Source organism: Streptomyces sp. NPDC002779, assembly GCF_042888685.1.
GTDB lineage: Bacteria > Actinomycetota > Actinomycetes > Streptomycetales > Streptomycetaceae > Streptomyces.
Window position 1 is genome coordinate 387,257 of sequence record NZ_JBIAQC010000006.1, and the last position, 18,553, is coordinate 405,809.

Annotated in this window: 14 protein-coding genes and 1 tRNA gene; 6 read left to right on the forward strand and 9 right to left on the reverse strand. The window is 71.9% G+C overall.

Annotated elements, in window-relative coordinates:
* Positions 1–63 precede the first annotated feature (63 nt).
* The 3 genes from glmU to ACFYW5_RS19875 all read right to left on the reverse strand — a co-directional run bounded on the left by glmU (position 64) and on the right by ACFYW5_RS19875 (position 2,595).
* Positions 64–1,512 carry a bifunctional UDP-N-acetylglucosamine diphosphorylase/glucosamine-1-phosphate N-acetyltransferase GlmU gene (gene glmU, locus ACFYW5_RS19865; protein WP_389418322.1) on the reverse strand — a complete coding sequence of 483 codons (1,449 nt, stop codon included), beginning with the start codon at positions 1,510–1,512 and terminating at the stop codon, positions 64–66.
* Positions 1,513–1,640: 128 nt separating this feature from the next.
* Positions 1,641–1,712, reverse strand: a tRNA-Gln gene (locus ACFYW5_RS19870).
* 10 nt (positions 1,713–1,722) lie between these two features.
* Complete coding sequence (locus ACFYW5_RS19875; protein ID WP_389418323.1) at positions 1,723–2,595, reverse strand: hypothetical protein; 873 nt, start codon at positions 2,593–2,595, stop codon at positions 1,723–1,725.
* A gap of 167 nt (positions 2,596–2,762) precedes the next feature.
* On the opposite strand from ACFYW5_RS19875, the gene ACFYW5_RS19880 reads away from it, so the two are divergent.
* Positions 2,763–4,079, forward strand: coding sequence for a sensor histidine kinase (locus ACFYW5_RS19880; protein WP_389418324.1), 1,317 nt, complete (start codon positions 2,763–2,765; stop codon positions 4,077–4,079).
* Positions 4,080–4,097: 18 nt separating this feature from the next.
* On the opposite strand, the gene ACFYW5_RS19885 is transcribed toward ACFYW5_RS19880, so the two are convergent.
* Both ACFYW5_RS19885 and ACFYW5_RS19890 read right to left on the reverse strand, forming a co-directional pair.
* Complete coding sequence (locus tag ACFYW5_RS19885; RefSeq protein WP_389418325.1) at positions 4,098–4,592, reverse strand: SUKH-3 domain-containing protein; 495 nt, start codon at positions 4,590–4,592, stop codon at positions 4,098–4,100.
* Between the two features lie 41 nt (positions 4,593–4,633).
* Positions 4,634–5,164 carry a YwqJ-related putative deaminase gene (locus ACFYW5_RS19890; protein WP_389418326.1) on the reverse strand — a complete coding sequence of 177 codons (531 nt, stop codon included), beginning with the start codon at positions 5,162–5,164 and terminating at the stop codon, positions 4,634–4,636.
* 289 nt (positions 5,165–5,453) lie between these two features.
* Between ACFYW5_RS19890 and ACFYW5_RS19895 the strand changes: the two genes are divergently transcribed.
* The 3 genes from ACFYW5_RS19895 (at position 5,454) to ACFYW5_RS19905 (ending at position 10,504) form a co-directional block, all read left to right on the forward strand.
* Positions 5,454–6,479: an SMI1/KNR4 family protein gene (locus ACFYW5_RS19895; RefSeq protein WP_389418327.1), complete on the forward strand. Its 1,026-nt coding sequence runs from the start codon at positions 5,454–5,456 to the stop codon at positions 6,477–6,479.
* Between the two features lie 8 nt (positions 6,480–6,487).
* Positions 6,488–9,409 (forward strand): SUKH-4 family immunity protein, encoded by a 2,922-nt coding sequence (locus tag ACFYW5_RS19900; RefSeq protein WP_389418328.1) that lies wholly within the window; start codon positions 6,488–6,490, stop codon positions 9,407–9,409.
* Between the two features lie 207 nt (positions 9,410–9,616).
* The gene (locus ACFYW5_RS19905; protein WP_389418329.1) at positions 9,617–10,504 is read left to right on the forward strand and encodes a cellulose-binding protein; all 888 of its coding nucleotides are present in this window, start codon (positions 9,617–9,619) and stop codon (positions 10,502–10,504) included.
* A 38-nt stretch (positions 10,505–10,542) separates the two neighbouring features.
* Here the strand turns inward: ACFYW5_RS19905 and ACFYW5_RS19910 are convergent, their stop codons facing one another.
* The 4 genes from ACFYW5_RS19910 to ACFYW5_RS19925 all read right to left on the reverse strand — a co-directional run bounded on the left by ACFYW5_RS19910 (position 10,543) and on the right by ACFYW5_RS19925 (position 14,766).
* Positions 10,543–12,156 (reverse strand): cation acetate symporter, encoded by a 1,614-nt coding sequence (locus tag ACFYW5_RS19910; protein WP_389418330.1) that lies wholly within the window; start codon positions 12,154–12,156, stop codon positions 10,543–10,545.
* Entirely contained in the window at positions 12,153–12,554 is a 402-nt protein-coding gene (locus ACFYW5_RS19915) for a DUF485 domain-containing protein (RefSeq protein WP_389418331.1), read from the reverse strand. The genes ACFYW5_RS19910 and ACFYW5_RS19915 overlap by 4 nt, the downstream gene beginning before the upstream one ends.
* Positions 12,555–12,731: 177 nt before the next feature.
* Positions 12,732–13,247, reverse strand: coding sequence for a GNAT family N-acetyltransferase (locus ACFYW5_RS19920; protein ID WP_389418332.1), 516 nt, complete (start codon positions 13,245–13,247; stop codon positions 12,732–12,734).
* A 19-nt stretch (positions 13,248–13,266) separates the two neighbouring features.
* The gene (locus tag ACFYW5_RS19925) at positions 13,267–14,766 is read right to left on the reverse strand and encodes an MFS transporter (protein ID WP_389418333.1); all 1,500 of its coding nucleotides are present in this window, start codon (positions 14,764–14,766) and stop codon (positions 13,267–13,269) included.
* Between the two features lie 391 nt (positions 14,767–15,157).
* Between ACFYW5_RS19925 and ACFYW5_RS19930 the strand changes: the two genes are divergently transcribed.
* Together ACFYW5_RS19930 and ACFYW5_RS19935 are read left to right on the forward strand one after the other, a co-directional pair.
* Entirely contained in the window at positions 15,158–15,946 is a 789-nt protein-coding gene (locus ACFYW5_RS19930) for an ABC transporter ATP-binding protein (protein ID WP_389418334.1), read from the forward strand.
* Positions 15,943–18,522 (forward strand): ABC transporter permease, encoded by a 2,580-nt coding sequence (locus tag ACFYW5_RS19935; RefSeq protein WP_389418335.1) that lies wholly within the window; start codon positions 15,943–15,945, stop codon positions 18,520–18,522. Before ACFYW5_RS19930 ends, ACFYW5_RS19935 begins: the two co-directional genes overlap by 4 nt.
* Positions 18,523–18,553: the final 31 nt, after the last annotated feature.

The following is an 18,553-nucleotide window of genomic DNA, read 5'->3' on the forward strand; positions in this document are numbered from 1 at the left end:
CAGCTGGTTAGGTGCGGATGTGCACTTATCACGGTACGCCGTCCCCGACGTGCCTGTTTCCAGTCAGCTTTCGTCTTCCGGCCGCCCGGACGCCGCCTCGGCCGCCTTCGCCGCCGCGCTCCCAGGACGCTTACGGGCCACCCAGCCCTCGATATTCCGCTGCTGACCACGGGCCACGGCCAGCGAACCGGGCGGTACGTCCTTGGTGATCACGGACCCGGCGGCGGTGTACGCCCCGTCCCCGATCGTGACAGGTGCCACAAACATGTTGTCCGAACCGGTCCGGCAGTGCGACCCGATCGTCGTGTGGTGCTTGTCCTGCCCGTCGTAGTTCACGAAGACACTGGCGGCACCGATGTTCGTGTGGTCCCCGATCGTCGCGTCACCGACGTACGACAGATGCGGGACCTTCGTCCCCTCACCGATCGAGGCGTTCTTCGTCTCGACGTACGTGCCGATCTTGCCCTTCGCACCCAGCCGGGTCCCCGGCCGCAGATAGGCGTACGGCCCCACCGTCGCCTCCGCGCCCACCTCGGCCCGGTCCGCCACCGTGGCCTCGACCCGCGCCCCGGCACCGACCCGGGTGTCGGTCAGCCGGCAGTTCGGGCCCACCTCCGCGCCCTCACCGAGATGCGTGGCGCCCAGCAGCTGGGTGCCCGGGTGCACCACGGCGTCCTGCTCGAAGCTCACCGTGACATCGACCCAGGTGGTCGCCGGATCGACGACCGTCACACCGGCCAGCATCGCGTCCGTGAGGAGCCGGTCGTTGAGGATCCGCCGCGCCTCGGCGAGCTGCACGCGGTTGTTGATACCGGCGATCTCGCGGTGATCCCCCGCGACCGAAGCCCCCACCCGGTGGCCCGCCTCCCGCAGGATCCCCAGGACGTCCGTCAGGTACTCCTCGCCCTGGCTGTTGTCCGTACGGACCTTGCCCAGCGCGTCCGCGAGCAACTGCCCGTCGAAGGCGAACACCCCGGAGTTGATCTCCCGGATCGCCCGCTGGGACGCGTCGGCGTCCTTGTGCTCGACGATCGCGGTGACGGCACCCGAGGCGCCGTCCCGCACGATCCGGCCGTACCCGGTCGCGTCCGGCACCTCGGCCGTCAGCACGGTCACGGCGTTGCCGTCGGCGGAGTGGGTGGCGGCCAGGGCCTGGAGGGTGGCGCCGGTCAGCAGCGGGGTGTCGCCGCAGACGACGACCACGGTCCCGTCGACGGCGCCGCCCAGCTCCTCGAGGGCCATCCGTACGGCGTGCCCGGTGCCGTTCTGCTGCGCCTGCACGGCCGTACGCACCTCGGCGTCCACCTCGGCGAGGTGCGCGGTGACCTTCTCGCGGGCGTGGCCGACGACCACGACGAGGTTCTCGGGCTGCAACTCACGCGCGGCGGCCAGCACATGACCCACGAGGCTGCGGCCGCAGATCTCGTGCAGGACCTTGGGTGTGGCCGACTTCATACGGGTGCCCTCACCCGCTGCGAGAACGACGACGGCTGCCGGGCGAATGGCGCTCACGGGGTTGCCCTTCGGCTTTTGGGATGGGGAGGGGTGACATCCGCAGGATACCGGGGCGTTTCGCGGGGGTTATGGGAGCGGGTCCTGACTGGCACTGTTTGGCCGTCAGGACCCGAACCGAGCAGTTGCTCCCCCGCCAGGACTCGAACCTGAAATACATCATCCAAAGTGACGTGTGTTGCCGATTACACCACGGGGGAATGTACCCGGCTAATCGGGCATATCGCCGATCTGCTGGGTGGCTCCCAACACTATGCCGTACCAAGAGCCTTCGATGCGACGGTACAACTCGGCACTTTGCCGGACGGTGAGCACCAGGCAGCCGCGATACTCATCGCCCGTGTTCTTGCGGACGGTCTTCGGGTTGTGCCGCTTCAGGGTTGTCTTGGCGAAGGCGCTGCGGTCGACCCGAGCGATGTCCGCCCAGTACGTCTCGGCTGCCTCGACGTCGGCGGACTCGTGGATCATCACGCGGTAGCCGATGCGCTCTCTGTCGACTTCGAGCAGGTCTAGCCAGGCAAGGAACAGGCGGATCATGCCGGGGTCGCTGTTGACGAAAGCCACCCGCTCCCGCCGGGCATGCGGCTTGTCCTTGGTGCCCTCGGCCCAGTACAGACCAACGCCCAAGATGAAGAGTTCCCGCTTGGACAGCTTGCCGATCTCCGCTGCGGCCGCAGCCTGGACGTGCTGCCGTTGCTCGTCGCGCACGGCGAGTTCGTGCTCCCAGCGCTTCTGCGCCGCCAGCTTCGCCTGATCCGCCGGATCGCGTCGCTCCGGCTTCGGCAGGTCTCGTACCCACAGGGAGATCGAGCTCTTCGAGCAGCCCAGCTCCACCTGGATCTGGTCGTACGTCCAGCCCTGGAGTCGTAGCTCGCGTGCTTTGTACCTGAGGTCGTCCTTCGCGTTCGGGCGCTTCGTCCATTGCGGAGGTGGCTCGCCCTCCAGGAGCCGGTTGAGGAGGTCGTTGTTGTCGATGTGGAGTTCGTCGCGGATCCGGCGTCGGCTGAGTCCCGCTCGGCGCAAGGCCGTCGCCCGCTCTCGCAGCGCTTCGAAGTCGGTGTATTTGGTCGGTGGATGTGCCATAGGCATACCGTCCGGACGGAATGATCGGTTCCGGGGTCGAACGGTGAGTGATTCAGTAGTTCGAGGTATTTCGGGTTGTTTCGCCTCCCGTCGGTCCGGTCCTGTGGTGTAGGCCAGTCCCGGAAACTCACCGGAAAAGGCCCGCCCCCCGCCCGTAGGCTGGAGTCATGACCACGACGGGGGAAGAGCACACCGGGGCCCTGGCCGGGCCGTGGTGGTGGGCGAGGTGGCGCAGTGCCGCGCTGGACATAGGTCTGGCCGCGGTGTCCGCGCTGGAGTGCGGGGCGAAAGGGTTCGGCTTCGCGGCGGACGCGGGGATCCCGGCGTTCGTGGGTGTGCTGTTCGGGGTGCTGGCCGGTTCGGTGCTGGTGGTGCGGCGGCGGTGGCCGATCGCGGTCGTGCTGGTCTCGATCGCCGTCATGCCCGCCCAGATGGGCTTCTTGATGATCGTCGTCGGCCTGTACACCCTGGCCGCCTCCGAACTGCCCCGCCGGATCATCGGCGCGCTGGCCGGCATGTCCCAGGTGGGCATGCTGATCGTGACGTTCGTGTGGCTGCGCCAAGGCGTGGACCAGGGCGATCTTCAGTTCGGGGACTGGTTCGTGCCGTTCGGCGCGATCACCACCTCGCTGGGGATGACCGCGCCCCCGCTGCTGCTCGGGCTGTACGTGGGCGCGCGCCGGCGGCTGATGGAGTCGCTGCGGGAGCGGGCGGACAGTCTGGAGCGGGAGCTGCAACTGCTCGCGGAGCGCGCGGAGGAGCGGGCCGAGTGGGCGCGGGGTGAGGAGCGCACCCGGATCGCGCGGGAGATGCACGACGTGGTCGCGCACCGGGTGAGCCTGATGGTCGTGCATGCGGCGGCGCTCCAGGCGGTCGCCCGCAAGGATCCGGAGAAGGCGGTCAAGAATGCCGCCCTGGTCGGTGACATGGGCCGGCAGGCGCTGACCGAGCTGCGCGAGATGCTCGGGGTGCTGCGTGCCACCGACGGTCTCGCGGGGCGGCGTCCGGTGGTGCCGCTGGCGGCGGTCGGCGCGGCGGCCGCGGCGGCGGCTTCCCGGGCCGCGCAGGACGAGGGGGGTTCGGCCGAGGGGCCGTGTCTGTCGGAGCTGGACGAGTTGATCGGGCAGTCCGCGGCGGCGGGCATGGTGGTCGACCTGTCGGTCGAGGGTGACGCCCGGGGTTATCCGCCCGAGGTGGAGCAGACGGCGTACCGCGTGGTGCAGGAGGCGCTGACCAACGTGCACAAGCACGCGGCGGGTGCGAAGACGCACGTACGGCTGGCTCATCGGGTCGCCGAGATCGCGATGCAGGTGGAGAACGAGCCCCCGCCGGAGGCGTCGTCGGCGTCCTCGGCGCGGTTGCCGTCGGGCGGCAACGGCCTGGTGGGGATGAAGGAGCGGGTGGCCGCGCTGGGCGGGGTGTTCGTGTCGGGGCCGACGGATGCCGGGGGGTTCCGGGTGTCGGCGGTGATCCCGGCGGCGTGAGGGCGGCGTGCGGGTGGCTCAGGGCGCGGTGAGCCGTACCGGTTCGGTGCCCGCGACGAGGGTGCTGAGCGCCAGGTCGATGTCGGGGCCGAGGTACCAGTCGCCGGTGTGGTCGAGGGTGTAGACGCGGCCCTCGGCGTCGATGGCGAGCAGGGCGTCGGTGTCGGTTTCCGCGCCGAGGGGGCAGACCTCGGTGTCGAGGGCGCGGCCGAGGTCGCCGAGGGTGCGGGCCATGTGCAGGCCGTGCAGCGGGTCGAGGTGGACGCTGGCGGGGGCGACCTGGCGGCCCGGTCCGGGCGGGGTGATGTGCAGTCCGCCGAACTCCGCCCAGGCCTCCACCGCGGCGGGGAAGACGGTGTGCCGGTGGCCCGCGGGCGAGGCGTGGTCGCGCAGGGCGTCGGCCCAGATCTCGGCCTGCTTGATGTCCCAGCGTCCGGGCTGCCAGCCGGCGGCGCGCAGGGCGGCGTCGACGGGCACGGGGAAGCGGGTGGTGGAGGTGCGGTCCGGGTGCATCTGCCCTCTATCGTGCGGGGGTGAAGGACGGGCGTCGGTCGTCAGTCGCCGGCCGGGTCGACGATCCGGACGCCGAAGTGGGCGCTGAGGGCGGTGCAGGCGCGGCAGGGCGCGGCGAAGCTGCCGTGCAGGGGGTCGCCGTCCTCGCGGATGCGGCGAGCGGTGAGCTTGGCCTGCTTGAGGGCCTTGCGGGCCTCGCCGTTGGTCATCGGTTTGCGGGCGGCACGTTTGCTGCGGGCGGCGTCGGCGGCGGCGATGTGCCGGGAGATCAGGATCGTCTCGGCGCAGCGGCCGGTGAAGCGGTCGCGTTGGGCGCTGGTCAGGGTGTCGAGGAAGTCCTGGACCAGTGGGTGCAGCGCGGGTGGCTGGTCGCCGCGGGCGGCGGTGCCGGTGAGGGTGGCGCCGCGGACCGAGAGGGCGGCGGCGACGGTGGGGAGTATGCCGTCACGGCGGTGGCGCAGGGTGGGGGCGTGCCGGGCCTCGGTGGCGCTCCAGCCGACCCGGGGGTCGCCGGACGGGCTCGTTCTCGGGCCCCCGTGTGGTCCTGTCTGCGTCGCGTTCATGATCGTCATCCCCTCCCGTGCATCCCCCCGGACGACACAGAGTGCCAAATGGCGTGGCTGGTGCGGAAGCTGGGGCGCCGCGACACGCCCGGGTTTGGGCAGGCTGTCACGGCGGGGTGACGGCTGGTCACGGAAGCGGAGGGGCCCTGACCGGTGCCCGGTGACCCGTGTCGTCGTACCGCATAGGCTGTCGGCACCGCGATCCATGCGGTTGACGCGTGGAGACAGTCGATACGGGGCGTAGTGGCCGAGGAGGGTCAGTGCGTGCCGTACCAGAACGCCGCAGGGGGCAACCGCCATGACGACAGGTCGGCTCGGGCTGGGGGCGCCTCCCGGCCGCCAGGCCGGGGGACACGCCGCGCCGCCGAACGCGGCCTACGCCGGGCAGGTCGTGCATTTCCCGGATCCGGTCCGGGCTGCCCGTCACCCGCGTGGGGTGCGGATCGACGAGCACGGTTATCCCGACTTCTCGCCCTACGCGCGGGCGGCCGCGGAGATCGCGGATCCGCCGGAGGGGTTCGGCGTCGACGAACTGCGCCTGACGGACTACGTGTCGGCGAACGCGGCGCTGGCGGCCTCCGGTCATGAGCTGTGGGACACGGTGCCGTCGGTGGCGACGCCGCACGGCTGGACGTGGCACCACGCGGCGGCCTCGCGGCGGCTCGAGCTGGTTCCGGTCGAGGTCAAGGCGCTGCTGCGGCATCACGGCGGGATCGCCACGGCGGCGGTGGACCAGGACAAGCGGGGCACCCGGCCGCTCCAGGAGACGCGTCCGGCGCACATCGGTCTGCCCAAGTCGGGGGTGGCGGTGAGCGAGGCGCAGGTGCTGGGTGTCGAGGAGGACCTCGGGTACCGGTTGCCGGGCGCGTACCGGTCGTTCCTGAAGGCGGCGGGCGGTTGCGCGCCGGTGGGGACCGCGCTGGACGCGGAGTTGGGCCTGCTGATCGACCAGCCCTTCTTCACGGTGCGCGAGGAGGCGGCGGTCAATGATCTCGTCTACGTCAACAAGTGCCTGCGGGACCATCTGACCAAGGATTATCTGGGCGTCGGTTTCGTCCAGGGCGGTCTGCTGGCGGTGAAGGTCAAGGGCGAGCGGATCGGTTCGGTCTGGTTCTGCGCGTACGACGACGCGCGGGACGTCGATCCGGCGTGGTCGCCGGCGGAACGGGTGGAGCGGCTGCTGCTGCCCTGCGGTGACGACTTCGACGTCTTCCTCTCCCGGCTGGCGGGTTCTCCGCCCGAGCTGGAGACGGTGGCCAATCTGATGGTCGACGGCGGTTTCGCCCGTTCCGTGCCGGTGTCTAGTTCCGTGTCTGGGGAGTGAGTTTCGCGATGGTGACGTTCGCTCAGGCGCAGGAGCGCGCGGAGGAGTGGGTCAACGGTGATGTGCCCGCGTACCAGCACCGGGAGGTGCGGGTGCGGGAGTTCGAGCTGGGTTTCGTCGTCTGGGCCGAGGACCGCCCGGACGGGCCGCGCTCGGACGGCGGGGCGCAGCGGCTGGTCATCGCCCGGGACAGCGGCGAGGCGAGCCTGTGGCCCGCGCTGCCGGTGGGCGAGGTGATCCGCCGCTACGAGGAGGAGTACGGCCGCCCGGACGAGGCACCGGAACCGGCGCCGGCGGCTTCGGCGCGGGTGGATCTGAACCAGACGTCGTTCCTGCTGACTCCTCCGGAGTGGTTGCAGGAGGCGGCGGATCAGCTGGGGATTCCCGGCCGCCGGGGTGGGGACACCTCGGGCGGTGCGTCGACCGGGTCTGGTGTGGGTGCCGGTGCGTCGGCGGGGCCTGATGAGGGGTCCGGTGGGTCGGTTGGGTCCGGTGCTGGTGCTGGTGCTGGTGCTGGTGCTGGTGCTGGTGCTGGTGCGGGGGCCGGGTCCGGTGCCGGGGTCGGTGCTGGTGGTGGGGTTTTGCCGGAGACGCAGGCTGGTGCGCCGGGGGCGGGTTCGGCTTGGCCGGATGCCGGGGTGGCCGATGCGCCGGGCGGGTCCGGTGCGGGCGCCGGGTCCGGGTCCGGTGCCGGGGCTGGTGCTGGTGGTGGGGTTTTGCCGGAGACGCAGGCCGGGGCGCCGGGGGCCGGTGCGGGTTGGCCGGATGCCGGGGCGGCCGATGCGCCGGGCGGGTCTGGTGCGGGTTCCGGGGTCGGTGCTGGGGGGTTGCCGGAGACGCAGGCCGGGGCGCCCGGAGCGGGGTCGGCCTGGCCCGATGCCGGGGTGGCCGGGGCGACTCCCTGGGCCGGTACGGACACCAATGCGGACGCCGGTGAGGACCGTTCCGTACCGCTGCCCGCGACCGTGTTCGCGCAGCAGCTGAACGACGTGGACGACAGCACGCCGCCGCCGGCCGTGCCGGACGCGAAGACGGCGTTGATGTCGGGGGGCAGCCAGCTGCCGCGCACCGCGCTGGCGCCGGCGCTCGACGACTCGGCCGCGCCCGGCGGTACGCCCGCTCCGGGCGCCCCCGCGCCGGGTGCCACGCCTCCGCCTCCCGCGGGCGCGCCTTCCTCCGGTTACCGGCAGGGCGGCCCGGGTGCCGCCCCCGACGCCGGGCCGGGCCGGCCGCTCGCGCCGAACGCCGGGGACATCGCCGACGCCGCGACGAGCAAGGCGGCGCCTCCGCAGCGTCGTGCGGCGACCCCGCCGCCTCCGCCGAGCGCCCCCGGAGTGCCGGGCGCGCGCCCCGGCGCCACGCCGCCGCCCGCGCCGTCCGGCCCTGGTGCGCCGGGGACGCCCGCGGGCGGGTACGTACCGACGCAGCTCGTGTCCGCGCTCGGACCCGAGGGCCCCGGCGGCCCGGCCGGTCCGGGCGTGCCGCACCCTCCCGGCGCTCCGGGTGCGCCCGGCGGGACGCCTCCGGGCGGTGTGCACCATGCTGCCACGATGCTGGCCGGCCCGAGCCAGATGGGCGGGGGCGCCGGCGTGCCGCAGCCTCCTGGCCCGCCCGGTGCGCCGAACGCCCCGGGGATGCCGAACCCGCCCGGAGCCCCGGGCGCCCCGCAGCCTCCGGGAGCCCCCGGCATGCCCGGCGCCCGCCGCGGTGCCGTGCACCACGCGGAGACCGTGCTGTCCGCGCCCCCCGTGGGCGGCCCCGGCGCGCCTCCGCCGCCGCACGCCCCTGGCGCTCCGGGCGCCCCCGGCATGGCACCGGGCGCCGTACATCCGCCGATGCCGCCCGGCGCGATGCCCCCCGGTGCGATGCCGCCGCCCGGTCAGCCGATGCCCGTGCCGATGCCCATGCCGGGTCAGCAGCCCCCGGCGTACGGCTACCCGCAGCAGCCCACCGGTCAGCCGACCGTGGGCCCGGGGTACCAGGCCGTGCTGCGCTACCGCGCGCAGGACGGTTCCGAGCAGCAGCTGATCCGGCGTTCGGCGCCGGGCACGCCGCACCCGGAGTGGCAGATCTTCCACGAGCTGCGCGCCATGAACGTGCCGCCGGACCAGGTGCTGGAGCTGCACACCGAGCTGGAGTCGTGTGAGCTGCCGGGCGCGTACTGCGCGCGGATGATCCGGGAGCAGTGGCCGCAGGCGCGGATCGCGAGCATCGCGCCGTACGGCACGGATCACGCGAGCCGGCAGCAGGGGATGCGGCAGTTGCTGGCGCACCAGGGCGAGCTGCACCAGGTGGCGGACGGCCCCGCGCGGCCCGCGCCGGTGCGGGCGCCGCTGCCGCCGGTGCCGCCCGCGCCGCCGGTGCCGCCGGAGGCGATCGGGCAGGAGCTGGCCGCGGCGTTCGGGCCGGGGGTGTTCCGGTTCGAGCAGGCCGCCGTGTCCCGGCAGGGCGTGCCGCCGATCGTGGCGCACAGCCTGGTCGCGGCGGGGCTGCCGATGGACATGGGCCCCTTCTTCTGGGCCCAGGCCCAGCCGGGGCGGCCGGTGCCGACGCTGGCGGAGCTGGCGGTCGAGCGCGGCGTGCAGCCGGCCTCGGACGCGGGCTCGTACCTGGTGATGGGCAGCGACTTCGGCCGGGCGATCTGTGTCCAGTACGGGACGGCGAACATCGTCGCGGTGTCGGTGGAGGCTGGTCCGGGCGGGGCGCCCGTGCCGCCGCAGTTCGTGAACACCGGGCTGCCCGAGTTCCAGCGCTGTCTGGCGCTGCTGGGCCGGATGTGGCGGCTGCGGTTCGGGCTGAACCAGGAGCAGGCGGGCCGCTGGACCGTCGACTTCCAGGCGCAGCTGGCCGCGCTGGACCCGGCGGCGCTCGGTTCGCCGGAGAGCTGGTGGTCGGTCCTGCTGGAGCAGATGTGGGACGGCCTGCTGTGACGCACCGCCGCTGAGCGGCACGCACGCGTGGACGCCGGGCCCGGTCAGGACGACCGGGCCCGGCGTCTTCGTACCCCCGGACGGTGCATGACCCGGACGGCGCGTGACCCATGACCGGAGTGTCGCTTTATGTACCTTTCTTTCCCATACATGAAGATGGCCGCGAAATCATGATTGTGCGTCCGTCTGATGGAGAGGGGTTCCAGCATGAGCGGCACACCGGTCCCGCCCCACGGCTTCGTGGCCGTACGGGGGCGTGGGTACCGTCCCGAACAGGTCGACGCGTTCGCCGCCGCCCTCTCCCAGGACCGGGACGCCGCGTGGGAGCGCGCCGCCCGGCTGACCGTGCTCGCCAAGGAGATGCAGGCCGAGGCGGTACGGATGCGGGAGACCGTGGCCCGGCTCGCGCCCCAGACGTACGACGCCCTCGGGGAGCGCGCGCGGCGCCTCTTCGAACTGGGTGTGGAGGAGGCCGCGGCGGTGCGGGAGGACGCTCGGCAGGAGGCGCGGCGCCTCGCGGAAGAGGCGCGGGCGCACGCGGACAGCGTGCAGGGGGCGGCGCAGGAGCACGCCGACTCGGTGCGCGCCGAGGCGGAGGAGCGCGCGCGTCAGCGTCTGCTCGCGGCGCGCGCCGAGGCGGACGAGATCCGGATCACGGCCCGGCGCGAGGTCAAGGACTGCCGCGGGGAAGCGGCGGCCGCCCTGCGCGAGGTGCGGCAGCGCACCACCGGCCTGCTCACCGAGCAGGCCAGGGAGTACGCCGAACGGCTGGCCGCGTTCGAGCGCGAGGCCGAGGAGCGGGCGGCCGCGGCCGAGGCCCGGCATGCCGAGCGGGTGGCCCGCGCGGAGGCCGCGCTCTCCGACGCGAAGCAGGCGCTCGCCGATGCCGAGGCGGCGGGGCGCCGGAGCCAGGAGGAGGCGCGGGCGCGGGCGGCCGAGATGATCGCGGAAGCACGGGTACGGGAGGAGCGCATCGCGAGCGAAACCGAGCGCGTGCTGCGCGAACACGGCGAACGCTGGGACGACGTACGCGCCCACATGGACCACGTACGCACCAGCCTCACCACCCTGACAGGCCGAGCCGCGGCGGAGTAACCACCCCCGGCGGCGCCCACCCTCGCGGCCCGGGTTCGTCAGTTCTGGTGGCGGGTGGCGCCTGCCAGGATCCAGCCCTCCACCGCCTCGTACTGGTGCCGTTGCTCCTCGGCCTTTCGGCGGCCCGAGGCCAGCGTGCCCAGCCAGCCGAACAGGAAGCCCGCGGGGATGGAGACGAGGCCGGTCGTGGTGAACGGGAACCAGTTGAAGTCGGCCTCCGGGAAGGCGGAGAAGGGTGATCCGGAGACCAGGTTGGTGCCCGGCATCATCAGCAGCACCACCAGGGAACCGCCGATGAGCGTGGCGAGCAGGCCGGTGCGGGTGTACCGGCGCCAGAAGAGGCTGTAGACCAGCGCGGGCGCGATGGCCGAGGCGCCGAGGCAGAACGACAGCGTCACCAGCGGCTGCAGACTGCGGTGCTGCACCATCGTGGCCAACAGGATCGCCGGCGCCCCCACCGCCAGCGCGGACAGCCGCGCCAGCGTCATCTCGCGGCGCCCCGACAACTCCCGCAGTCGGGTGGCGAACACGTCGTGGGCGAGGGTGTTGGCGCAGGCGAGGATCATCCCGGCGACCGAGGCGAGCACCGTCAGGAAGATCGCCGTGGTGACCGTGGTGAACAGGAAGGTCTCCGCCGTGGAGACCTCGGCCCCGAACGCGGCCTGGGAACCGAGCAGATAGGCGGTGTTGCCCTGCGGATCGGCCCCGGCGATCCCCGCCCGCCCGATCAGCGCGGTCGCGCCGAAGCCCACGACGGTGATGACCAGCACGAACAGCACGACCGTGGAGACCGCCCAGGACATCGAACGGCGGACCTGCCGGGCGCTGTCGGCGGTGTACATCCGCATGGTGACGTGCGGCAGACAGGCACCGCCGAGGACGACGGCCAGCTGGGAGCTGACCATGTCGAGGCCCGGATGCGGCCCGCCCGAGAACTGCAGCCCGGAGCTGAGGAAGGCGGATCCCACCCCGCTCCCCTCGGCGGCGGCGTCGAAGAGGGCGGCCGGGTTCCAGTCGAACTTGCTCAGCACCAGGACGGCGACCACGGCGCCGGAGCCCAGCAGCATCACCATCTTCAGGATCTGGATGAGCGCGGTGCCCTTCATCCCGCCGATCGCCGCGTAACTGATCATCAGCGCACCGAGACCGATGATGCAGCCCGTCTTCATCGAGTCACCGGAGAAGCCGAGGATGAACGCCATCAGCTGCCCGGTGCCGGCGAGTTGGACGACCATCAGCGGCACCAGCGCGGCGATCGTCACCACGCACGCCGTGATCCGCACGCTGCGCCCGGGCATCCGGCGGGCGAGCGCGTCCCCCATGGTGAACCGGCCCGCGTTGCGCAGCGGTTCGGCCAGCAGGAACATCAGCAGCATCAGCGACAGCGCCGTGCTGAGGGCGAGGACGATGCCGTCGTAGCCGTACAGGGCGATGACGCCGGTGGTGCCGAGCACGGTCGCGGCGGATATGTAGTCGCCGCCTATGGCCAGGCCGTTGCGCATCGCGGACAGGGAGCCGTAGCCGGTGTAGAACTCGTCGAGGTCGTCCCGGTCGGGGCCGGTCATCACGCACAGCAGCAGCGTGATGGTGGCGACGGCGGAGAACGCCACCAGGGACATCGCCTGTGCGTCATCGCTGAACTGGGTGGTCATCGCCGCGCCGCCTCCTCGCGCCGGGCGTCCACCGCGGCCTGCTTGCGGATGCGCTCCGCGAGCGGGTCGACGTGACGGCGTGCGGTGTGCTCGTACAGCGCGATCGCCAGCCAGGTGACGGGGAGCTGGACCAGGGCGAGCAGCAGTCCGGTGGGCAGACCGTCGGTGACGGTGCTCGTCATGAAGGCCGGCGCGGTCGCCGACAGGATCAGGAACAGGACGAAGTAGCCGAGCGCGGTGAGGGTGGCGGTGCGCCGCTGCCAGCGGTAGGCGTTGCGCAGGATGCGCAGGTCGCTGTGGTGGCCGAGCGCGGGGTGGCGCGGGGCGCGGTGCCGTGGGGGTTCGGCATACGGCTGGGGAGGCCGGTGTGGGGACGGCGGATACGAGTCGGGGGACATCCCGTACTCCTTGCGTGGCGGCTCGGGTCCGGTACGGACCGCAGGGAGGTGGGGGGCGGTCGAGCGGGTGACGCACGTTACTCGCTGGTAGCAAGATCCGCGAGGCTTTCGGCAAACTGAGTGGTCGGTATGCGCTTGCTTTCGCTTCGATGCCTCTGACCTCGGGTGTTACCCCCGTTAACTCCGACTTTTCGGGAGCGCCGACTGCCGCAGCGCGCGGTGATAGGCGATGCAGGGCCGCTCGTCGATCACGAGTTCGCCGGTGGGGGAGAAGGCGTTGCGCTCCAGCACCGCCCGGGACGCCAGGTTGTCGAGCGTCGTGACCGCGGTGAGCTCCGTGAGCCCGTACGCGGTGGCGGCCGGCTCGCAGACGGCCCGGACCGCCGCCGTCGCCACCCCCCTGCCCGCGGCCCGCTCCCCGACGCGATAGCCGAGTTCGCCGCCGCCGTGCTCGACGTCCATCAGGTTGATCCGGCCGATCAGCCGGTTCTCGTCGTCGAGCAGGACATGGAAGTGGCAGATGCCGAGGGCCTGTTCGGTCAGCAGGGCCTGGTGGCGGGCGGCGAAACCGGCGGGTTCGAAGTAGGCATCGCCGCGGTCGGGGATCGTGCGCACGAAGTACGCGCGGTTCTCCCGCTCGAAGGCCAGCACCGCGTCCGCGTGATCGGCCCGCAGCCGTTCCAGCCTCACCATGCGGCCAGGGTAGGCCCGTTCAGTCCCCGATCACCGGGAATTTCCGCGGCGCCAGGAACAGCAGCACCAGGAACGCCAGCGCCGCGGCACAGGCCGCCCCCAGATACACGGCGTGCACCGCGTCCGCGACCGCGTGCCGCGTCGCCTCCGCCGCCGCCCCCGAGCCGACGGCGCCGGTGACCGGGTCCAGGTCGCTCGCACCGCCGAGGCGGGCCGCGAGGACACCGTTGGCGATGGCGCCGAAGGCCGCCGCGCCCAGCGTCTGCCCGGTCTGCCGGCAGAACAGCACGGACGCCGTGGTGGTGCCCCGCTCCGACCAGCCCACCGTCGACTGGACGCCCACGATCAGCGGCAGCTGGAAGAGCCCGAGCGCGCCCCCGAGCAGCAGCATCAGCAGCGTCGGCTGCCAGGCCTGGCCCGGATACGGCAGGAACGGGAAGGCGAACAGGACCAGGGCCGCGGCCGCCATGCCGAGCAGCGCGGTGTCCCGGAAGCCGATCCTGCGGTACACGTGCTGGCTGAGGGCGGCCGACACCGGCCAGCTCAACGTCCATACCGACAGCACGAATCCGGCGGCCATGGGGCCGAGTCCGAGCACCGACTGGGCGTAGGTGGGCAGGAAGACGGTCGGGGCGACCATCAGCAGGCCCAGCGCGCCGAGCGCGAGGTTGACCGCGGCGATCGTACGGCGGCGCCAGACCCAGCCCGGGATGATCGGCTCCGCGGCCCGGCGCTCGACCAGGACGACGACCCCCACGAGCACGCCTCCCGTCGCCAGCAGGGCGATCGAGGGCGCCGACAGCCAGGGCCAGGCCACCCCGCCCTGCACCAGCGCGGTCAGCAGGACGCCGCCGCACGCGAACACCGCGACCGCGCCCGCCCAGTCGACACGCGCGCGCGTGGCGGGCGTTTTCCGCTCCGGCTCGTGCAGATGACGCACGATCAGCCACAACGCCACCGCCCCGACGGGCAGGTTGACCAGGAAGATCCACCGCCAGTCCGCGTACGCCGCCAGCAGGCCGCCCACACCCGGTCCGGCCACCGCGGACACCGCCCACACCGTGGACAGCTTGGACTGGATCCGGGGGCGCTCCTTGAGCGGGTACAGATCCGCGGCGAGCGTCTGGACCGTCCCCTGCAGCGCGCCGCCGCCGAGGCCCTGCAGGATCCGGAACGCGATCAGCGCCCCCATGTTCCAGGCCACCGCGCACAGCAGCGAGCCGAGCAGGAACACGGCGGCGCCCGCCACCAGCACCGGCTTGCGGCCGAAGGTGTCGGAGAGCTTGCCGTAGACGGGCAGGCTCACCGTCACGGCCAGCAGATAGCCGGAGAAGAGCCAGGAGAAGTAGGAGAAGCCGCCGAGGTCGCCGACGATCTGGGGGACGGCGGTGGAGACGATGGTGGAGTCCAGCGCGGCCAGCGCCATGGCCAGCATCAGGGCGGCCACCACGGCACCGCGCCGCTCGGTCCCGGTGCGCTGTGCGCAGTCTCGGGTCACAGGTCTCGTGTCGCCGCCCACAGGATGCCTTCCCCTTGCACCTATCTGCCGCCCGACAGCATCCCACTTGAACCTCACGTCGCGGCAGGGATGAGGCTGAAGGAGGAGGCGACCCCGAGAACACCTCCGCCCAAAGGTGCACTGCCCCTAGGGGTACCTCCCCACCAGGGCTCGGGGAGGGTTCGTCCCGGCGGAGGACGAACGGGCCCCGGCCGGTCCTTAACCTGGCTTTATGCCGCTGGGGGGCGGCTGACCGGCCTCGCGGGGGTGGGGTTTTCCCCCGTACAAGACTGCGCTGGGCACCAGCGCGCCACGACCCCTCCCGGGACCAGACTCATCGTCGTACCGCTCAGCACCGCTTCGCATGACGCATTCGCATGACGCACTTGTTGACCGACATAGGAGATTTGCCATGACATCGGCCGTAACCATTCCCAGGCACGGGGGCACTGGAGGGCGTACGGCCGTTGCCGCCCGGGCGCGCCAGGTCGTGAAGGCCTACGGGTCCGGGGAGACCCGGGTCGTGGCCCTGGACCATGTGGACGTGGACATCGCGCGGGGACAGTTCACCGCAATCATGGGCCCCTCGGGATCCGGCAAGTCCACCCTGATGCACTGTCTCGCCGGTCTCGACACCGTGACCAGCGGTCAGATCTACCTGGACGAGACCGAGATCACCGGGCTGAAGGACAAGAAGCTCACTCAGCTGCGCCGGGACCGGATCGGCTTCATCTTCCAGGCGTACAACCTGCTGCCCACGCTGAACGCGCTCGAGAACATCACGCTGCCGATGGACATCGCCGGGCGCAAGCCCGACAAGCAGTGGCTCGACCGCGTGGTGGACACCGTGGGACTGTCCGACCGGCTCAAGCACCGGCCCACCCAGCTCTCCGGCGGCCAGCAGCAACGCGTCGCCGTGGCCCGGGCACTGGCCGCCCGCCCCGAGATCATCTTCGGTGACGAGCCGACCGGAAACCTCGACTCCCGCGCGGGCGCCGAGGTCCTGGGCTTCCTGCGCCGCTCGGTCGACGAACTCGGGCAGACCATCGTGATGGTCACGCACGACCCGGTCGCCGCCTCCTACGCGGACCGGGTGCTCTACCTCGCCGACGGCCGCATCGTCGACGAGATGTTCAAGCCGACCGCCGAGGCCGTCCTGGACCGCATGAAGGACTTCGACGCCCGGGGGCGTACGTCATGACCGTGCTGAAGACCTCGATGCGCAACTTCTTCGCGCACAAGGGCCGGATGGCCCTGTCGGCCGTGGCGGTCATGCTGTCGGTGGCCTTCGTCTGCGGAACCCTGGTGTTCACCGACACCATGAACACCACCTTCGACAAGCTGTTCGCCGCCACCTCCTCCGATGTGACGGTCAGCTCGAAGGACGCCTCGGACACCGGTGAGACCACCGCCGACAACGGCAAGCCGCCGGTCATGCCGGCCACCGTGGTGGAGCGGGTGCGCGGCGCCGAGGGCGTGAAGTCGGCGGAGGGCACCGTCTTCACCACCTCGGTGACCGTCGTCGACGGCGACAAGGACAGCCTCTCGCCCTCCAGCGGCGCCCCGACCATCGTCGGCAGCTGGAACAGCAACGACGCCCGCACCATGAAGATCACCTCCGGTACGGCGCCGAAGGGCCCCGACCAGGTCATGGTGGACGCGGACACCATCGACAAGCACGACCTGAAGCTCGGTGACGAGATCGGCGTGATCAGCGCCGTCGGCACGCACACCGCGAAGATCTCCGGCATCGCCGACTTCGAGGTCACCAACCCCGGCGCGGCGATCTTCTACCTGGACACCGCCACCGCGCAGCGGACGCTCGCCGGTGAGCCGGACGTCTACACCAACGTCAACGTCACGGCCGTGAGCGGCGTCAGCGACGCGCAGCTGAAGAGGAACGTGCTCGCCGCGACCGGCGGCGACTACAAGGTGCAGACGGCCCAGGAGACCGCCGACGCCAACCAGAAGGACGTCGAGGGCTTCATGAACGTCATGAAGTACGCGATGCTCGGCTTCGCCGGGATCGCCTTCCTCGTCGGCATCTTCCTGATCATCAACACCTTCTCGATGCTGGTCGCCCAGCGCACCCGGGAGATCGGCCTGATGCGGGCCATCGGCTCCAGCCGCAAGCAGGTCAACCGGTCCGTGCTGGTGGAGGCGCTGCTGCTGGGCACATTCGGCTCGCTGCTGGGCGTCGGCGCGGGCGTCGGGCTCGCGATCGGCCTGATGAAGCTCATGGGCTCCATGGGCATGGAGCTGTCCACCTCCGACCTGACGATCGTGTGGACCACCCCGGCCGTCGGCCTGGTCCTCGGCGTGGTCGTCACCGTCCTCGCCGCCTACCTGCCGGCCCGCCGTGCGGGCAAGGTCTCCCCGATGGCCGCCCTGCGGGACGCGGGCGCGCCGGCGGACGCCAAGGCGGGCCGGGTGCGGGCCGTCCTCGGCACGCTGCTCACCGCGGCCGGCTGCTACGGCCTCTACCTGGCCACCGCCGCCGACAAGGCCAAGGAGGGCTCGCTCTGGCTCGGCCTCGGCATCGTCCTGTCCCTGATCGGCTTCGTCGTCATCGGCCCGCTCCTGGCGAGCGGGGTGGTACGGGTCCTGGGCGCCCTCATCCTGCGGATGTTCGGCCCCGTCGGCCGCATGGCCGAGCGCAACGCCCTGCGCAACCCGCGCCGTACGGGAGCCACCGGCGCCGCCCTGATGATCGGCCTCGCGCTGGTCGCCTGCCTCTCGGTCGTCGGCTCCTCGATGGTCGCCTCGGCGACGGACCAGCTCGACAAGACCGTCGGCACGGACTTCATCATCCAGTCCGACAGCGGCCAGCTGGTCACCCCCGAGGCCGTGAAGGCGGCCAAGGCGACCCCGGGCCTCGAGCACGTCACCCAGTACAAGATCGCCGAGGCGGACTACACCACCCCCGACGGCAAGACGCTCAAGGACACCGACATCACCGCGGCCGACCCGACGTACGCCGAGGACCTGCGCACCAAGACGGTCGCCGGCAACCTCGCCGACGCGTACAAGCCCGACTCGATGTCCGTCCACGAGAAGTTCGCCGAGGCGCACGACATCGAGCTCGGCTCGAAGATCAAGGTCGCCTTCAAGGACGGCGCCACGGCCGAGCTGACGGTCCGGGCGATCACCAGCAGTGACGTGGTCATCGACGCCGGCTCCAAGTACATCTCGATCGCCACGCTCGCCAAGTACGTCCCGGCCGACAAGATGCCGCTCGACCAGCTGGTCTTCGCCTCGGCGAAGGACGGGCAGCAGGACGCCGCGTACAAGTCGCTGAAGGCGGCACTGCACGACTACCCGCAGTACACCGTGCGCGACCAGACCGACTACAAGGAAGCCCTGAAGGACCAGATCGGCCAGCTGCTGAACATGATCTACGGCCTGCTGGCCCTCGCGATCATCGTCGCGATCCTCGGAGTGGTGAACACCCTGGCCCTGTCGGTGGTGGAGCGGACCCGGGAGATCGGCCTGATGCGCGCCATCGGCCTCTCCCGCCGCCAGCTGCGCCGCATGATCCGCATGGAGTCGGTGGTCATCGCCCTCTTCGGCGCCCTGCTCGGCCTCGGCCTCGGCATGGGCTGGGGCGCGACGGCCCAGCAGCTGCTGGAGCTGGAGGGCCTGAAGATCCTGGAGATCCCCTGGGTCACCATCGGCGGTGTCTTCATCGGCTCGGCCTTCGTGGGCCTGTTCGCCGCCCTGATCCCGGCCTTCCGGGCGGGCCGGATGAACGTCCTGAACGCGATCGCGACCGAGTAGCGGGCGGGTCGGACAGCCACCGCACACGGGG

Excerpts from the sequence above, each read along its gene's own strand:
- ACFYW5_RS19875 (WP_389418323.1), bottom strand. The coding sequence starts at position 2,595 with ATGGCACATCCACCGACCAAATACACCGACTTCGAAGCGCTGCGAGAG.
- ACFYW5_RS19880 (WP_389418324.1), top strand. The coding sequence starts at position 2,763 with ATGACCACGACGGGGGAAGAGCACACCGGGGCCCTGGCCGGGCCGTGG.
- ACFYW5_RS19885 (WP_389418325.1), bottom strand. The coding sequence starts at position 4,592 with ATGCACCCGGACCGCACCTCCACCACCCGCTTCCCCGTGCCCGTCGAC.
- ACFYW5_RS19890 (WP_389418326.1), bottom strand. The coding sequence starts at position 5,164 with ATGACGATCATGAACGCGACGCAGACAGGACCACACGGGGGCCCGAGA.
- ACFYW5_RS19895 (WP_389418327.1), top strand. The coding sequence starts at position 5,454 with ATGACGACAGGTCGGCTCGGGCTGGGGGCGCCTCCCGGCCGCCAGGCC.
- ACFYW5_RS19900 (WP_389418328.1), top strand. The coding sequence starts at position 6,488 with ATGGTGACGTTCGCTCAGGCGCAGGAGCGCGCGGAGGAGTGGGTCAAC.
- ACFYW5_RS19905 (WP_389418329.1), top strand. The coding sequence starts at position 9,617 with ATGAGCGGCACACCGGTCCCGCCCCACGGCTTCGTGGCCGTACGGGGG.
- ACFYW5_RS19910 (WP_389418330.1), bottom strand. The coding sequence starts at position 12,156 with ATGACCACCCAGTTCAGCGATGACGCACAGGCGATGTCCCTGGTGGCG.
- ACFYW5_RS19915 (WP_389418331.1), bottom strand. The coding sequence starts at position 12,554 with ATGTCCCCCGACTCGTATCCGCCGTCCCCACACCGGCCTCCCCAGCCG.
- ACFYW5_RS19920 (WP_389418332.1), bottom strand. The coding sequence starts at position 13,247 with ATGGTGAGGCTGGAACGGCTGCGGGCCGATCACGCGGACGCGGTGCTG.
- ACFYW5_RS19930 (WP_389418334.1), top strand. The coding sequence starts at position 15,158 with ATGACATCGGCCGTAACCATTCCCAGGCACGGGGGCACTGGAGGGCGT.
- ACFYW5_RS19935 (WP_389418335.1), top strand. The coding sequence starts at position 15,943 with ATGACCGTGCTGAAGACCTCGATGCGCAACTTCTTCGCGCACAAGGGC.